The sequence below is a fragment of the Mariniblastus fucicola genome, from assembly GCF_008087665.1.
GTDB classification, from domain to species: Bacteria; Planctomycetota; Planctomycetia; order Pirellulales; family Pirellulaceae; genus Mariniblastus; species Mariniblastus fucicola.
The window spans coordinates 5,449,576-5,466,069 of the sequence record NZ_CP042912.1 but is presented as its reverse complement, the minus strand read 5'-3'; the positions used below and the strand labels follow the sequence as shown (position 1 = coordinate 5,466,069).

At 54.0% G+C, this 16,494-nt stretch carries 5 protein-coding genes; 2 read left to right on the top strand and 3 right to left on the bottom strand.

Annotation, left to right across the window (positions count from 1 at the left end; all coding sequences use genetic code 11):
• Positions 1–138 precede the first annotated feature (138 nt).
• Positions 139–3,096, top strand: a complete 2,958-nt coding sequence (locus MFFC18_RS20350; RefSeq protein ID WP_075084041.1) for a DPP IV N-terminal domain-containing protein — start codon at positions 139–141, stop codon at positions 3,094–3,096.
• A gap of 44 nt (positions 3,097–3,140) precedes the next feature.
• On the opposite strand, the gene MFFC18_RS20345 is transcribed toward MFFC18_RS20350, so the two are convergent.
• Positions 3,141–8,924 carry a PVC-type heme-binding CxxCH protein gene (locus MFFC18_RS20345; protein WP_238381229.1) on the bottom strand — a complete coding sequence of 1,928 codons (5,784 nt, stop codon included), beginning with the start codon at positions 8,922–8,924 and terminating at the stop codon, positions 3,141–3,143.
• Between the two features lie 286 nt (positions 8,925–9,210).
• On the opposite strand from MFFC18_RS20345, the gene MFFC18_RS20340 reads away from it, so the two are divergent.
• Entirely contained in the window at positions 9,211–12,621 is a 3,411-nt protein-coding gene (locus MFFC18_RS20340) for a VPS10 domain-containing protein (RefSeq protein WP_075084042.1), read from the top strand.
• 302 nt (positions 12,622–12,923) lie between these two features.
• Here MFFC18_RS20340 and MFFC18_RS20335 read toward each other — a convergent pair whose 3' ends face one another.
• Both MFFC18_RS20335 and MFFC18_RS20330 read right to left on the bottom strand, forming a co-directional pair.
• Positions 12,924–15,956: a M56 family metallopeptidase gene (locus MFFC18_RS20335; protein WP_157665111.1), complete on the bottom strand. Its 3,033-nt coding sequence runs from the start codon at positions 15,954–15,956 to the stop codon at positions 12,924–12,926.
• Positions 15,956–16,345, bottom strand: a complete 390-nt coding sequence (locus MFFC18_RS20330) for a BlaI/MecI/CopY family transcriptional regulator (RefSeq protein ID WP_084417048.1) — start codon at positions 16,343–16,345, stop codon at positions 15,956–15,958. Before MFFC18_RS20330 ends, MFFC18_RS20335 begins: the two co-directional genes overlap by 1 nt.
• Positions 16,346–16,494 lie beyond the last annotated feature (149 nt).

The following is a 16,494-nucleotide window of genomic DNA, read 5'->3' as shown; positions in this document are numbered from 1 at the left end:
TGCGGCTTTGGGGTGACCGATGTTTTCTGTCGGAAGCGAGGCTTGGGTCATAAAAGTCGAGAACTGATTCACGCTTCGCTGGTTAGAAGACGTGTGCGATGAACATGATCCTGAACAGACTCCCGGAGCTTGAACTTTATGCGAACGTTTCTTTTTGTATTCCTGCTTCTGACAAGCCAGTTCGCGGTCAGCAGTTCCCACGCACAACAGATGCCAACGTCGTGGACAAACGGCACGACGGAGGCGCGGCTCAAGGCGGTCTATGAAACGGGTGAGTTTCGGGCTAAGGGATTTTCTGCAAACTGGTGGCCCGACAGTAAGGGGTACTCGGTTCGGCAAAGAGATTCTGAAACGGGCGAGCGGGTAACTGTTCACTACGACGTTCGCACCGGGGAAGAGACTGAAGCGAAGCCGTTAGGTCGCGGAAAACCGTCACGCGGAAGATTGGTTTCTCCGGATGGAAAACTCAAACTGGAGGTTCGAGGCGATGGCCTTTCGGTTGAAGATCTGGGCAGCGGCGAAAGTACATTGTTGCTCGAAAAGGATACCGATCGCGCCGTGTCGTTTCGAAACCCAAAGTGGAGCCCGGATGGAAAGTTCATTGCTTTCACCGAAGCCGACAACAGCAAGGTTCGAAAGCGATCGATGCTTGTCCCGGACGACCCGTCTTATCCGGGAGTCCGCGAGCAACAGTTCGCACGCGTCGGTGAAAAAATTACGACATTGCGAGTCGGAATTGTTGACGTCAATGGCCAGAATCAACGTTGGTTACCGCTCGATTCGCCTGAGGAAGGATTCTACCTGGGGACCGTCGAGTGGGCTCCGAATTCAAACGAATTGCTTGTCGAACGGCTCAGCCGATTTCGCGACAAACGTGAATTCTTTCTGGCTTCAACCGATGGAGAACTGAAGCGGATCTTTCACGAAACCGATCCAGCGTGGGTTGTGGCCAGCCAGGCGAGGAATTCGGGGCTGACGTGGATTGAGGATGGACAAACCTTCATCGTGATCAGCGAAAAAGACGGCTGGCGTCACGCGTGGCGGTACTCTCGCGATGGCGAAACTTCCCAGCTGCTAACGCCTGGCGATTACGACATTATCGAAAAAGCAGTCGTCGACGAAGACGGCGGTTGGTACTACTTTTACGCTTCTCCTGAAAACGCGACCGAGCGATATCTGCATCGCGTGCCGCTGGATCGATCGGGGGGATTACAACGCGTTACACCGAAAGACCAGCCTGGGACGCACGCCTATGATTTTTCTCCCGATGCCAAGTGGGCGTTTCATACTTTCTCGACGCTCGACACACCTCCGGTAACGGAGTTGGTTGAACTGGCCGGCCACCGCGTTGTCAAAAACCTGGAAGACAACCGAGAACTTCGGGAGCGAGCGAAGACCGTTTTCTCACGTCCTGCAGAGTTCATTCAGCTGCCAATTGACGACGGCGTGGTTGCGGACGCGTGGATGATCAAGCCAACGGATTTCGACGAAACGAAAAAGTATCCTGTCTTCGTTTACGTCTACGGCGAACCTCACTTGCAAACAGTGCTGAACCAGTGGGGAGCCGCACAAAATCACTTTCACCGTGTGATTGCTGACCTTGGCTACATCGTGGTTTCGATCGATAACCGCGGCACGCCGGCACCCAAAGGAGCCGCCTGGCGTCGCTCGATTGCTGGAAGTCTCGGGCCATTGTCGACAGAGGATCAGGCGGCGGCACTGAAGGAACTGGCTCGCACACGACCGTACGTGGATCTTTCCCGGGTCGGCATTTGGGGTTGGAGCGGCGGCGGTTCAAACACGCTCAACGCTTTATTCCGAAAGCCCGACGACTATCACGTTGGAATCGCGGTCGTTCCGAAACCGCAACCGCACTTGTACAACGCCTGGTTCCAGGAAATCTACATGAACACCCGGGAGGCGAATCCCGATGGCTACAAAAAATCAGCGCCACTCAATTTTGCCGAAGGCCTGAAAGGAAAACTGCTGATCGTCACCGGATCCGGAGAAACGAATACTCACATTCAGATCATCGAAGGCCTCGTGGACCGTCTGATCGAACTTGGCAAGCAGTTCGACTACATGGTTTACCCCAACCGCGACCATGGCTTGAGCGAAGGAGTCGGAACCGTCGTTCACGTGCGGATGTTGATCACTCGCTACCTGCTTGAGCACTTGCCTCCCGGTCCCCGTTCGATCGATGAAACGGACAAAGCCATCGGAATGGATAAAGCCGTCAATGCCGCAGACGACACCGCCGTGAGCGCAAAAGAGTTGCCGTCGCTGACGTTTTGCGCCGCTGCGGACTGTCAGTATTGCGACCAGCCCACGCGAGGAAAACGCGTCTATCGCAACGGGCCAAAGCACTTACAAGCCTGCGTTGACCATTGCAATAAGACCGAGGGTCTGAGCTACATGGTGCACCTTGGCGATTTCATCGATGCGAAGTTCGAGAGCTTTGCCAGGCTCAATCCGATCACGCGTGAGCTGAAGATTCCGTTGCATCATGTTCTGGGCAATCATGACTTCGATGTGGCGGACCAGAAGAAAGCGGAAGTCGCCGCGACTCTGGGGCTGGATTCGCGTTACTACTTTTTTCGCTACCAGAATTGGCGATTCATCGCGCTCGACGGAAACGATATCTCTCATCACGGCTGGGCGAAGGACACGCCCGAGTACGCCCAATCGCAGGCTGCGATCAAAGCCAATGGTTGGGACCAAAAACCGAACTGGAACGGAGCCATTGGTGAATCGCAGATGCGGTGGCTGGAGCAACAACTGGTTGCCGCCGACGCCGCGAAGGAAAACGTGATTCTGTATTGCCACTTCCCGGTCTGGCCTGTCGATGAAGGCCATGACCTTTGGAATGCTGAGGAGGTCATGTCATTGATCGAGCCACATCAGTGCGTGAAAGCCTACATCAACGGGCATAACCACAACGGGAACTACGCGCAGAAAAATGGCATCCACTATCTGACGCTCAAGGGAATGGTGGAAAACGAAGAAACCACGTTCGCGAACATCCGACTTGAGGAAGACGTTATCGTTGTCAAAGGATTCGGCGCAGAAACGGATCGAACACTGAAGATTCGATAATGCCGTAATTGGACAAAGCTGTTCACCTGTGCCCAGCCGCAATCCTATTCTTCGTTTTCACTTGTCGGCAAAACTTCCAGCTTGAAGTTCCTGAATCGGACCTCGGTTTTGCCGCCACTGTGAAGTTGCAATGCGATGATGCCACGGTTGGCACCGTCGGGGTCTTTCAGGTTCACGCATTCCTGGCCGTTGATCTTCGTGAGGATGTGGTGGCCGTCGGCAACGATCTCATAGCGATTCCACTGGCCCGGTTTAACATGAGCCTCGCCGGATTTGTCCCACAGCAAAGCCCGGCCATGTTCTTCGTAGAGCTTGCCCCACCAACCTTTGCCGATGTCTGCCTGGTAGCCGCTGACTTCGCCGTCGTGAGCCTTGCTGCGAAACTGGATGCCGCTGTTGCCCTCGTCGTTAACCAGCTTGACTTCCAGGGACAGCCGGAAGTTCTCAACCGATAAATCGCTGACCAGCCATTCGTTACGATTGAGTCCTTCGGTGCGTCCGACCAACTCGCCGTCTTCCACGGACCACAGTCCCTCGGTGCCGCTCCAACCAGTCAGGTTCTGGCCGTTGAATAGCGTGGAAGCATTTTCTTCGCTAGCCAGAATCGCCGTCTGCTGTTTGCCTTGCAGGTAGGCGATCAGGGAACGAATCTGATGCGGGCTGAACTGAACCAGTTGGTCGGCTGGCATCATCGAAAGCTCGCTGGTGCCGCGTTCCTCAATTTCATCTTTCGGAACCACGACTTCACTGTCTGCCGTGCGAAGCGTGATGCTGTTTTCGTCTTCGGCTTTGACCAGCCCGTTGAGCACACGACCATCGTCGGTTGCCAGAATCGTTGGCTGGTACTCTTTCGCCATCACCGAACTCGGATCAACGATGTTGCTCAACAGATAGTCGATATTCGAACGATTCGAACCCGTTAAATCCGGGCCGACTTTGTAACCGACGCCGTAAAGTACGTGGCACTTCATGCAGGTTTTCGCATAGATGGATCGGCCCAGTTGCAGATCCGCGGGCGGATGATTGGTGGCCGCGACAAGCGATTTCAGGTCTTCGATCTGTTTCAGTTTATCGCCCGCCGATTCGCGTGCCGTGCCCCAGACTGTTCCAAGCAACGCGTTGACGTTTTCGTTTTTCAGAAACTGCAACTGGCGAACCAGATCAGCCGTCAGGTCCGTGCCGGCAATCTGTTTGGCTTCGATCGCTTTCAGCAATGCCGTCCCAGTTGTGGCTCGTGAGCATAGTGTCCCCAGAGCCAAACGTCGCTGGTCAGGAGTCAGTTTCGAATACGCGGCCAGCAGCGAAGGGGCGACTCTCGGGTCGTTGTACTGAGCCAATCCCCGGATCGCATCAGCTCGCAAAGCTGCATTGCTGTCGAGAAGCGAAATCAGAGTTGAGACCAGTCCGGGATCGCCAGCGTCAAGCAAAGAGCTCAGTGCGACCTGGCGCGCCTTCAAGTCCCTGGAAGCATCTTTGATCTGCGAACGCATCGCAGCAAAGGCTCCTTCATCGCCAAATGTTACGCCGAGAGCTGTGGCTTGGAGTTGCACTTCGGTGTCACTGCTGCTGAGCAATTCGTCGGAAACTTTGCTCCAACCTTTCGGTGCAGTGACTTGTCGTTGACCTGTCAAAGCCTTGCGGATCGCGCTGAGGAATACGAGCTGGAGCTTTGGTGAATCGGCGTCTCCAAGTCCTTCGACCAGCGCCGTCATGGCTGTTTCCGTGCCGCCACTGCCGATGCGACGCAGCATGAACTCTCGCAACAGCGGAATGTGCTCGCCAGCCGACATCGCCAGCGCCAACGCGCGACCGGTGTCTTCGTCAGCCAATGGTTCAGCCGCATACCAGTACATCAGCGGTAAGTTGTGATCGTTCGCGTCGCTTCGATGGCTGGTAAGTGCCTCTAGCAATTCCCAACGCATGTTTGTCGGTAATTTCTGCGCCGCGGAAGCCAAATACAATCGGACGACTTGAGAATCATCGGATCTGGCCAGTTCGACGAAACGCGAAACGAACGCTTCCCCTGAGTTCGGCATCTGCTGCATTGCCAATTGAACGGCCCAGCCGCGAACGTAAGGGCTTGAGTCCGCAAACATTTTCTCGATGTCTGCGGCGGTAAGTTTTCTGATCGCGCTCAAAGCCCATGCGGCGCGAAGCCGGCGAGTGTCGTCGGCATTGTTGGCGAGCGTGTCGGCAAGAAACGAAATCGCATCCGTTGCGATCGCCTTTTTCGCAGAACGTTCCTGCAGGTTCCGGCGTGAATGACGGACGTACCAGTCGTTGTTTTGCAGGACCAGCTTCGCCAGCTCCAGATCACTTCGCGACGCAAGCGACTTCTTTTTCAACTCGGAAGGATTCGATTCGCCGTACTGGATTTTGTAGATGCGGCCGTTGGTTCGATCGTGCAGTTCCGACTCACGGCGATGGCAGGCTTGCATGTCGTACCAGTCGATCATCCAGGCATCACCATCGGGACCGTAACGTAAATTCAGAATCTGGGACGCCTGGTCGCCGGTCAACAGAAAGTCCGGACTGTGGCTGCCGATGTAGCCAGATCCGTTTGGGGTGAGCACGTCAACGTTCAGTCGCTGACCATGGATATTGTTCATGAAGATCTGGTTGCGATACTCTTTGGGCCATTTCCCGCCAAGGTAAATCATGGCTCCCGCGTGAGCATGTCCTCCGCCGGCGGCATCCGACTTGCTGTTGCCGCTATGCGGCGTCGCGCCGAGATAATGCAGGTGGTCCGCGATCGTTGTGATGTCACGATAAGTATGTGAATTAAAATGACGACCGCCCTGACGTTGATAGCGGGCTCCGTCGATGATGTGATACAGATGTGGAATCACGCAAGCCGTGATGAATGCCTGGCCGTGATCGTTGAAGTCGACACCCCAGGGATTACTGGTTCCGTGAGCGAAGATTTCAAATTCATGCTGTAGCGGATGGTAACGCCACACCGAGCAATTCAGCGGCACGCGATCGGCGTCTGGAGTTCCCGGCTTACCGACTTTCGAATGCGTGAACACGCCGTGGCAGCCATAAAGCCAGCCGTCTGGACCCCAAATGAAAGCGTTTAGCGTTTCGTGAGTATCTTCGTAGCCCCAGCCGTCGAGCAAAATTTCGGGCTCCGCATCGGGGACATCGTCGCCGTTGCGATCGGGAATGAACATCAAGTAAGGAGCCGCTCCGACCCATACGCCGCCGAAGCCAACTTCCAGGCCGCTGACAAGGTTCAGGCCTTCGTGAAAGACAGTGCGTTTGTCCAGCGAACCGTTTCCATCGGTGTCCTCGAAGATCAGAATTCGGTCGCGCCCTTTGTCGCCCTTTGCGCGGATCGGATATTCGTAAGCCTCTGCAATCCAGACGCGGCCTCGATCGTCGATCGCCATCGCAATCGGCTGTTGGACTTGCGGTTCGGTTGCGCCCACGGTGACGGAAAAACCTTCCGGCAGCTTCATCGCCGCGGCGGCTTTCTCCGCCGAAATTCCGGCATGAGGATACTCGTCGTTGGTCAGTCCAACGCTTTGGGGCGTGATGCTTCCGGGCTGTTTCGCGTGGAAACGGAAGTGGTCAAAGTTCAAATGTCCCCAGTGGCCATCATGGTTGTCTACAAGACGAATCATGATCTCCTGCCCCAGATAGGGTCGCAAATCAACGATGACTTGCCGCATTGATTCGCTTTGGTTTCCGGTCATCGTATAGAACGCCTCGCCGGTCGCTTTACGGATCAGTTCCACACGGGTGTCGGAACTGTCTCCGCCGTTGGTCAGGAATGAAGCGAATCGATGACTGACGACAAATGGCTCCGAAGTCAGTATGCCTTTCGGTTTGTCCCCCGATTTTTCGAAACCTCCGATCCAGAAATCGCCATGATGGTTGCTGGCCATGTCGGACCGTCGCGGCGATACGGTGTCGCCTTTGATTGGTTGGCCTTTCCAGGCGTTGCCTTCGGCCGTCCAGTCCGCCAAAGTGCCGGTTTCGAAGTCCAAATTCAATTCGCGGCCATCAACGGTTTTCGCCTTGATGACTTTCGGTACGTCGACTTGTTTTCCAGCGACAAATTTTCCGTCTGCTGTTTTGATTCGTAGAAAGTCGATCGCGAACATGTATGCCTTTGCAGCTTTCGGGTTCGCGCCCAGAATCTGCACGTTCAATTTGTGGTTTTTGCCTTTGACAGTGACGTTGTCGAAGGAGAGCACGCCAGTGGTAATCACGTTGGGATCGAACAGATCGATCGGTGGACCGAGCGGTTGGTCGTCGAGCGACAATTGCACGATGCCGTAGTCGCGAGCACATGTCAGTACAACGTCGATGTCTACCGTGCCAGTGAACTCCGGCAAGCTGAGTCCGAGCCTGTCGGAGGGCTTGGCGCCGATCCACCAAAGATGCGAACGATGGCTCCAATCCGGTCCGAAACCTGCCATGTCCTGCGGTTTGACCTGTCCCGCGGTTGCCTTGCCGATGAGAGTTTCGCCTTCGATCGCGTTGGCCGCCAAACCGGTGTCGAGATCTTTTTTGGACACGGGCCCGCGAAGCGCTCTCGCGCCATCGACCCGGGGGAGTTTCGGACCGTCATAGATTTTCGGTTGAGACTTGGCATATTCTTCTGTGCTGACGTCTCTGGTCCGGTGCGTCAATACGTGAGCTCCGACCATTCCTCCAAGCACGACGTCGGGAAGCTTGTCATCGTTGATGTCGACGATCGAGACCTGTCGCCCGATACCCGCCTTTCCGTCGATTCTATGCGGCACCCAATCGACCCCGTCGTCTCCGCGAGTCAGTTTGAACCAGTAGACGACAGCGCCCGTGTCCCACATCGGGCTTTTGCGATGATGCGACCAATACGTTTTTCCGGTGACGATATCTTTAAGGCCATCGCCGTCCATGTCCGCCAGCGCGAGCGAGTGCGGTTCGCTGAAGACGACGCCGTATTTGTTCTCCGACGGATGTTCGCCCATGATCAGGTGGTGCTTGAAATTCGGCTCTTCTTTTTTATCACCAGGAATTTGCTCGTACCAACCCAGTCCAAAATCATGAGCGTTGTGGCTGGTGATGATGTCGTTGTCGCCGTCGCCGTCGACATCGTAAGCGTACATTTCCGCGCCGCCGTAGCCCTCGCTGAGCTTCACATCGTGCGCGATCCACATTGATGTCAGTTCGTGCGTCAGCGGTTGCTCGAACCAGCCCCTCGAATGGATCAAGTCCATCCGTCCGTCGCCGTTGACGTCTCCGATTCCCAAACCGTGTCCGAATTTGCCTGCCGTGATGCGGCCGGAGATTCGATGGAACTCCCAGGTTTCGAAAGGCTGCTCCCAATCGATCGTCGCGAAACCGAAAAAGCCGTCGCGGGTGCAAACCAGTTCCGGCCTTTCGTCGCCGACGATGTTGATCAGTTGAGGCGACTCGTTCGAAACCCAATCGAAAACTTCGTGCTTGGGCCAGTGCTCGCCGAAACCTCCTTTGCCAGGATTCTCGTAGACATAGGCAGGCGTGCCTGGAAATCCGACGACGAAAACATCTTTGCGTCCGTCGCCGTTAAAATCGTAGAGCCAGCTAAAAAAATTGTCCGCGTACTGGTCGCGATTCTGCGGCACGGGTTTGTAAATCTCGCGTTGGGTTTTGAAGTCCGGACCGGCAAACCAGTAGGGACCGTAAACAACGTCCGTAATGCCATCGCCATTGATGTCGGCAGCGTCGGCTCCTTCGGAGAAATAGATATCTGAAAGCTGTTGCCGCTCGAACGTGTGAATGGTTGTGTCGCCGCCGCTTTGTAAGAGCGTTGTTGCGGCGGCAAATGCCAAACTGAAAATCTGGGACAGAAGCATGCGAGAACCTGACGAGGGCAATGAGTTCGGTAATTTTGCTGAGCTAAGTCAGATGATTTTCACCAGCGAGGTTCATTTTAACCCAGCCTTTGTTTAATCGCTAACAGCCCATCCGTAACTGAACCGTGACACCCCGTTTGGGTTGCGGCAATTGTGACCGATCGGCCAGCTAATTCAGTCATTCAATTCGCACAACGTGTTTTCTGTTTGACGAAAGAACTCTCATGACGCAAACTCGGGCTATAGATAGTTTGAACTTAGAATTTTCACCGATTGAGCTAACGCCATGATTCGTCTGATCCTGATTCTGCTTCTCTGCCTCGCGACACCACTCGTTGCTCAGGAAGAAAAGAAAAAGAGCAAGAAATCAAAACCTGTTGCGGCCAAGACAAAACAAGACGACTCGAAAGAGACCAAGCAAAAGAAGAAGCCGAAGAAAGCCAAAGCCAAAGCCGACGACAAAAAGTCCGACAAAACTGATGAGGACAAAGACGGCGAAGCAGAAAATGGAAAAGGCGACAAAGACGCCAAATCGAAAAAGGAAAAGCCACTCGACACAGGAATGCTCGCAGGAGCCCTTAAATTCCGCAGCGTTGGACCCGCTTTCATGTCGGGGCGTATCGGCGACATCGCCATCGACCAAAAGAATCCGAACACGTGGTACGTTGCCGTTGCCTCGGGTGGCGTTTGGAAAACAACCAACGCAGGAACAACATTCAAGCCAATTTTCGACGGACAGAAATCGTATTCGATCGGCTGCGTGACGGTTGATCCAAACTCAAGCAATACCGTTTGGGTCGGCACAGGAGAAAACAACGGCGGACGTCATATCGGATTTGGTGACGGAGTTTACGTTAGCCATGATTCGGGTAAATCGTGGAAGTCAAAAGGGCTGGAAAAGTCCGAGCACATCAGCAAAATCCTTGTCGATCCACGCGATTCCAATGTCGTGTTCGCTGCGTCGCAAGGACCGCTGTGGTCGCCCGGCGGAGAACGTGGGCTGTATCGGTCCGAAGACGGCGGCGACAGCTGGGATTTGGTTCTGTCGAAAGGCGAATACACGGGTGTGACTGATGTCGTGATGGATCCGAAGAACCCGGACATCCTTTATGCCGCAACGCATCAGCGGCATCGCAACGTGTGGGCCATCATCAACTGCGGTCCGGAAACGGCAATCCACAAATCAACCGACGGCGGCAAAACCTGGAAGCAGCTTGGCGGCGGATTGCCTGGCGGCGACTTGGGCAAGATCTCGCTGCAGGTTTCGCCACAGGATTCGAACTACGTTTACGCCACGATCGAATTGCCGAACCGCAAGGGTGGCTTCTGGGTCAGCAGCAACAAAGGAGCCAGTTGGTCGAAGACGAGCGATTTCGTTTCTGGCGGAACCGGGCCGCACTACTATCAGGAACTGTGGGCAGATCCGCATCGCTTCGGTGTGCTCTACCAGGCGAACAACAGCCTCGTTCGCTCAACGGACAACGGCAAGACATGGAATAGCATCGAAGGACGCTACAAGCATGTGGATAACCATGCCGTTGCCTTCCACCCGACCGACAAGGACTTTGTTTGCGTTGGCTGTGACGGCGGCGTCTACCGCAGCTATGACTTTGCCGAAACGTGGTTGTTCTGTCCGAACTTGCCGATCACTCAGTTCTACAAAGTCAGCGTCGACAACGACTATCCGTTTTACAATATCGCTGGCGGTACTCAGGATAATAACTCGCAGTACGGTCCATCACGGACGGCGGATCGCGGCGGCATTCGCAACTGGGACTGGATCAAAACGATCGGCGGCGACGGTCACGATACGGCCATCGACCCGGAAGATCCAAACATTATCTACGCAGAATCGCAGCAGGGTAATCTGAATCGCTACGATCGCAAAACAGGCGAGTCAGTTTCGATTCAGCCAAAACCTGGCAAGGGCCAAGAGAGTTTTCGCTTCAACTGGGACTCGCCGATTTTGATCAGCCCGCACGATCACAAGCGTTTGTATTTTGCTTCGCAGCATCTGCACCGTAGCGATGATCGAGGCGATTCATGGAAGACCATTTCTCCGGATCTCTCTCGCAACCGCAACCGTTACGAACTGCCGACAATGGGTCGCGTGTGGAGCATCGATGCGGCTTACGATCTTTACGCGATGTCGCAGCACGGCAACATTACTTCGGTCGCGGAATCTCCACTGGTCGAAGGTCTGCTGTACGTCGGAACCGATGACGGACTGATTCAGGTGTCGGAAGACGGCGGGGAAAACTGGCGAAAAGTCGATCGTATTTTCGACGTGCCAGAGTACTTCTTCGTTAACGACATCAAGGCTGACTTGCACGATCCGGATACCGTATATGCATGTCTGGACGATCACAAAACAGGCGACTACAAGCCATACGTTGTCAAAAGTACGGACCGCGGCAAGACCTGGTCGCTGATGACTGGCAACCTGCCTGAGAAACATATTTGCTGGAGGATCGTTCAGGATCACGAGCGAGCTGACCTGTTCTTCCTGGCGACCGAGTTCGGCATTTTCTGCACGCTCGACGCCGGTGAGCAGTGGTTCAAGCTACGTGGTGGCTTGCCAACGATTTCCTTCCGTGACCTCGAGATTCAGAAACGCGAAAACGATTTGGTGGGTGCTTCGTTCGGTCGTAGCTTCTACGTGCTGGACGATTACAGCCTGCTGCGTGACGCGACGCCGGAATTGTTCGACAGCAAGTTTCACATGTTCCCGATTCGCCGCACGTTCTGGTATTCGCCGAAGGACACAATCGGCGGTTCCAAAGGCTACATGGGTGATTCCGTGTATGTCGCTTCGAATCCTGAATACGGTGCGGTTTTCAATTACTACATCAAGAACGATTTCAAATCGAAGAAGTCGAAGCGGAAGAAAAAAGAAGCTGAGCTAAAAAAAGCCGGCAAGGACATTCCAATTCCTTCCGTCGAAGAACTGCGTGAAGAAGACGAAGAACAGGCACCTCGCTACATCGTCAAGATCAGCGACGCAGCGGGTACTCTGGTTGCAAAACGTGACCTTTCGAGTTCCACCGGAATTCATCGCACGTCGTGGAATCTCCGCTACCAGGGATTTTCGCGTCGCGGCGGACCGATGGTGGCTCCTGGAACTTATTCGGCCGAAGCATTTCGCGTTGCCGATGGCGAAGAAGAATCGTTGGGCGATGCGGTTGAGTTCGAAGTCGAATCGATCGTCGATCCAACGCTTGAAATGCAGGACCGCGGCGAGTTGATTGCTTTCCTGCAAGAAGCCGGTTTGATGTCCAACAAAGTTTCAGCGGCGTCTTCGGTTTTGAGCGAGCGTGATGATCAGATCGGAAGCTTGATTTCCACGATCCGCAATCATCCGAAAGGCACGCCTGATCTGGTCAAGAAAGCGACCGAGTTCAAGGAACGTTTGGCGGATTATCGATTGAAGATCAACGGCGACGACATCAAGTCCGAGCTATGGATGATGGCCGAGCCGGGAATTCGTTCTCGGGTGAGCAGCGGTTTGTTCGGCGGCATGCGTGGAACTTACGGCATCACCAAAGCCGCGAAAGAGCAGTACGAGATCGGCGTCGAGCAGTTCGAAGAGATCGAAGAAGATCTGTTCAAGTTGCTTGATGAAGAACTGGAAGCCTTCGAGGATGAAGTCGATGAAGCCGGCATTCCATGGACTCCAGGACGTGACTTGCCGGAGTAGTTTCGGAACGTGGCTGTGGTTGGTTGTTGGCAGTGGTCGTTTAACGGCAAGCCGCAGGCGACGGTGCCACGAATTTGCAGCCTTGCAGACGCAGTCGCCTACGGCTTGCCGTTAAACGAGCCTTCGGCTCCGAGTTCAGTTGCCATGAGCTCGAGGTCGGCCGAAGTGATGATACGTGGCACAGTGGTCTCCACCGTGTGTGGCAAGGTGGGATAGGCTTCCAGCCTGTCTTTGCATATTGGCAGCATCTTCGATTCGGCAATGACCAGCGCGTTCACAGGCTGGAAGCCTATGCCACCTGTTCAACGCGTCCCCGAACTCGAACCAAATCGATTCGATGGCGGAACGCGTTGCGGCATACTTACCGCAGGTGCCACAAAGGCTGAAGAACCTCGGTTAGGAAACGATCCGAACCCGCCAGCCCCACCCGCATTGCGATTTGGCGAGCTATGCCTGACATCGGTCTGCATCTCCCCGGTCACCAGGCTCCAGCCAACGTGATTCCCTTTCACCAGAAACGGAAACGAATCACCGTCGATGCTTCGCTCAACTTTGACGTTTTCATCAAAGTCAAATGCCAGCGACTTCAAATTCATGATCACTCGTCCCGCCGTGACCTTGGACGAGATCTCCGGAATGCTGACCTTCACGTTTCCATTGGCTTCGATTCGATCCGGGAAACACTCAATCGAATTCGCAGCAAACTCAACACCAGCGAACTGAAGCGTCGCGTTGGTTCGAAGTGACAACCGCAGCGTATCCTCCAGCGGCCCAGTGCGATTGAACGAAAGCGATCCGCTGTCCGCTTTGCAACTGAACGAATCAGCTTTCTCGTTCTTGAAAACAAAATTCTTTCCGTTGACCTTAACCGATTGGACCGAGATCTGTTGCGATTCCACTTCGCCTTCGATGGTCAGCGTCGCGTCGTCGGCGAGTCCAATTTTTGTGTTCAGCGATCGCTTCTTTTCTGACTCGCCACATTGGAGCAGCAGCGAAAGAGGATCCAAAGCTTGTGGCTTCGGCTTTGTGGTCGAATCGTCCGAAACGGCGACCTCAGATTCCGGCGTTGGCAACGGTTCCCGATCAGCCTCCAGTTTCTCTTTCAGGTTTTCCTTGATCTTTAACACGTGCTCCAGCGTCAAGCCCTTGTCCTTGGCAACCAAGGCTGGTTTGGTTGAAACTTTGATCGTCATGAGCATCTGCAGCGCGGCGTTATCAATCGCCAATCGAACCACCTGAACCTGATCCAATGGCAAAGTCCATGAGCATTCGTTTTGGAACGATCGCACGTTTGGCGTTTCAATTCGCATGTCGCGTTTGCCTAACTTCAGTGGCAGTTTTCTTGAATGCGAAACTTCGAGTGATTGAAAATTACAGTTTCCTGAAAACGCAATTGAGTCTTCTTCGACGTCGCTGAATTTACCAAAGAGAAAAGCTCCGTCGAAATGCTCGGTCTTTCCAAAATTGACATTTTCCGGATCAAGTATCGACATGTTTCCCAGTCCAGAGTTAATCATTCTGGCGATTTGAGCTGAAGGAGTTCGGAAGCTCTGATTCTGCCCATAGAGCGATAGATGCTTTGCGGCTGAGATGCTCGCATCGTCCGTTTTGGAAATCCCAGCGACTAGCTCCTCCAGTTGATCCGGAGAAATTTGTTGCTCGCCAAATTTGCATTCTGGCTGATACGGCGACTGAATCATTTCTGCTGAATCAAAAAGTTTATCGGCTACCGTTGCGGGTAATTTCGCAAACCGAACCTCGAGATCGATTGAGGGCTTTTTGCAATTCTGCAAGCGTTGCCATGTGTTGATTGACTGCCAGAATTTGTCTTCTTTCAGTTCTTCCAGGATCTTTTTGAGTTCGTCTTTGTCCTTGGTCAGCTCAGCAACGTTGGCTTCGAACCGCGCCTGACGCGCGGGAGAATCGAAACTGTTGAAGCCAGAACTAAACGTATCGTTTTGCCTACCAAAGGCTGCCCGGGCTCGTTCCTGGATCGTTGTGTTTTCGGCCTTGTCAGCTTCGCTTGCCAACTGCCACCTGGCATCATTGCTTTGGAAAGCCCGTTTGACTGGAGGTGCTGTCTTTGCCACGGGATGACTCGATTGCCGATCACTCTCTTGCGACTGAACGATCGCGGCGCCGGGAATGACCGTAACCGCAATTAGTAAAGTAATCGCCCAAACCCAACGAGGCGTGCGGCGGCAAGTTCCGTTATTCGTTTGCATAATTCGCTCCAGTCGGGAAGAAGTAATGTCCGCAGGACGAACGCCGGGGACGACCGGAGCGATTCTCAAGCGGCTTTTTTGTTCGAGGATGTCAACCAGCACGCGAGCGTAGTTGGCTCGGTCGCACTGGAAGTTGGCGATGGTTTCTTCGTCGCAGCATTTTTCTGATTCGCGAGTCACGTTTCGCGACGCCAGCCAAACCAGCGGATGAAACCACATCAAGCTGCAAGCGAGTGTCTGCAACACGGACCAATAGATGTCGCCACGGCGAAGATGAACCAGTTCGTGACCAAGCACCGGTTCAAGTTGCTCGGCTGTTTTGTCAGCAACGATGGATTGCGGCAAAACGATGGTCGGCCGCAGCAGGCCAATCGCCGCCGGACCGAATTCGGCGTCGACAACCTTGATGCGAACTTTGCGGCGCAGTCCAAGCTGTTTGGCGAGAGTCTGGACTTGCGATTCAATGTCGGTGGCTTCGACAACCGATTGGCGGCGAAGCCAGGATTGGAATCTCAGCACTCGCAGGATCGTGATCGCCAGAAACAGTGCGGCTCCGCCAAGCCAAATTTTCACGATCCATGAATGCCAAAACGAGATTGTAGACACAGTTCGCTTTGACGTCAGTCTCATCGTGGGCATGGATGCCACGACAGGACGCTGGGCTGGTCGGGCTGGTTTGAGTCTGGCTGAAGGAGCTTTGGGAACGGGAGAAAGAACTGTGACTTTTGGCAACGGAGCACTAGTGGATGGTCGGAATGTCGTTGCAGGCGGTGGCAACGTCTTTTTCGTCGCAACAATTGGAGGAGTCACCGACCGATCAATCAACGATGGCTTGAGCTTGCTCTGCAGAAGTACCGGTTCGTTTTGTCGGGGCTCCACTATGCGATCCGCGATGGCGACCGGGGCGTCTTTCGTCAATAACCAGCTGTAGACTCCGGCTTGGCTACTAAAAACCGGCGGCACCACGCACTTGATCAATACCAGCAGCCACAACGCGTGTCCCAGATGCGGTCGACGTTTACAGAACAATTTCGTCACGATCCAAACCGCGACCGCCAGCAAGGTGACTTGCCAAACTTGCGTGATGAACATTGGGAAAAATTCGTGCATCATTTATTCTTATCGCCCTTCTCGAGTCGATCAATCAGTTCACGCAATTCCGCCAGTTGCTCAGCATCGATGCCACGATCTTCGACCAGATGCCGAACCAATGGCATTGCCTCGCCACCAAAAAGACGGTCGACCAGATCGTCAACCGTTTCGCGAATCACCGTTCCGGGCTTCGTCTTTGAAGAATAAGTCCGAACACGACCTTTTAGTTTCGAACTGGCATAGCCCTTCGATTCGATGCGGCGAAGATAGGTTTGCACCGTCGAGAAATCGATTGGTTTGCTCTCAGATAGATATTCGTGAATTTCACGAACGGTGGCGGGCCCAATGGCCCACAGAGCACGCGCGATTTCCATTTCGCCTTTGGATAATGGTCTTCGATCAACCACCATTCGCCTCCTTGATCAAAACGCGGGCATGTCACCCGTCGAATTTTTGTTTTAACGTACATGTGTACGTGAGTCAACAGAGATGAAGTTTCGCTAGTGATGTCAGATTTTTAGGCAGAAAAAACACTCGAGTGCCAAATCACATTTCA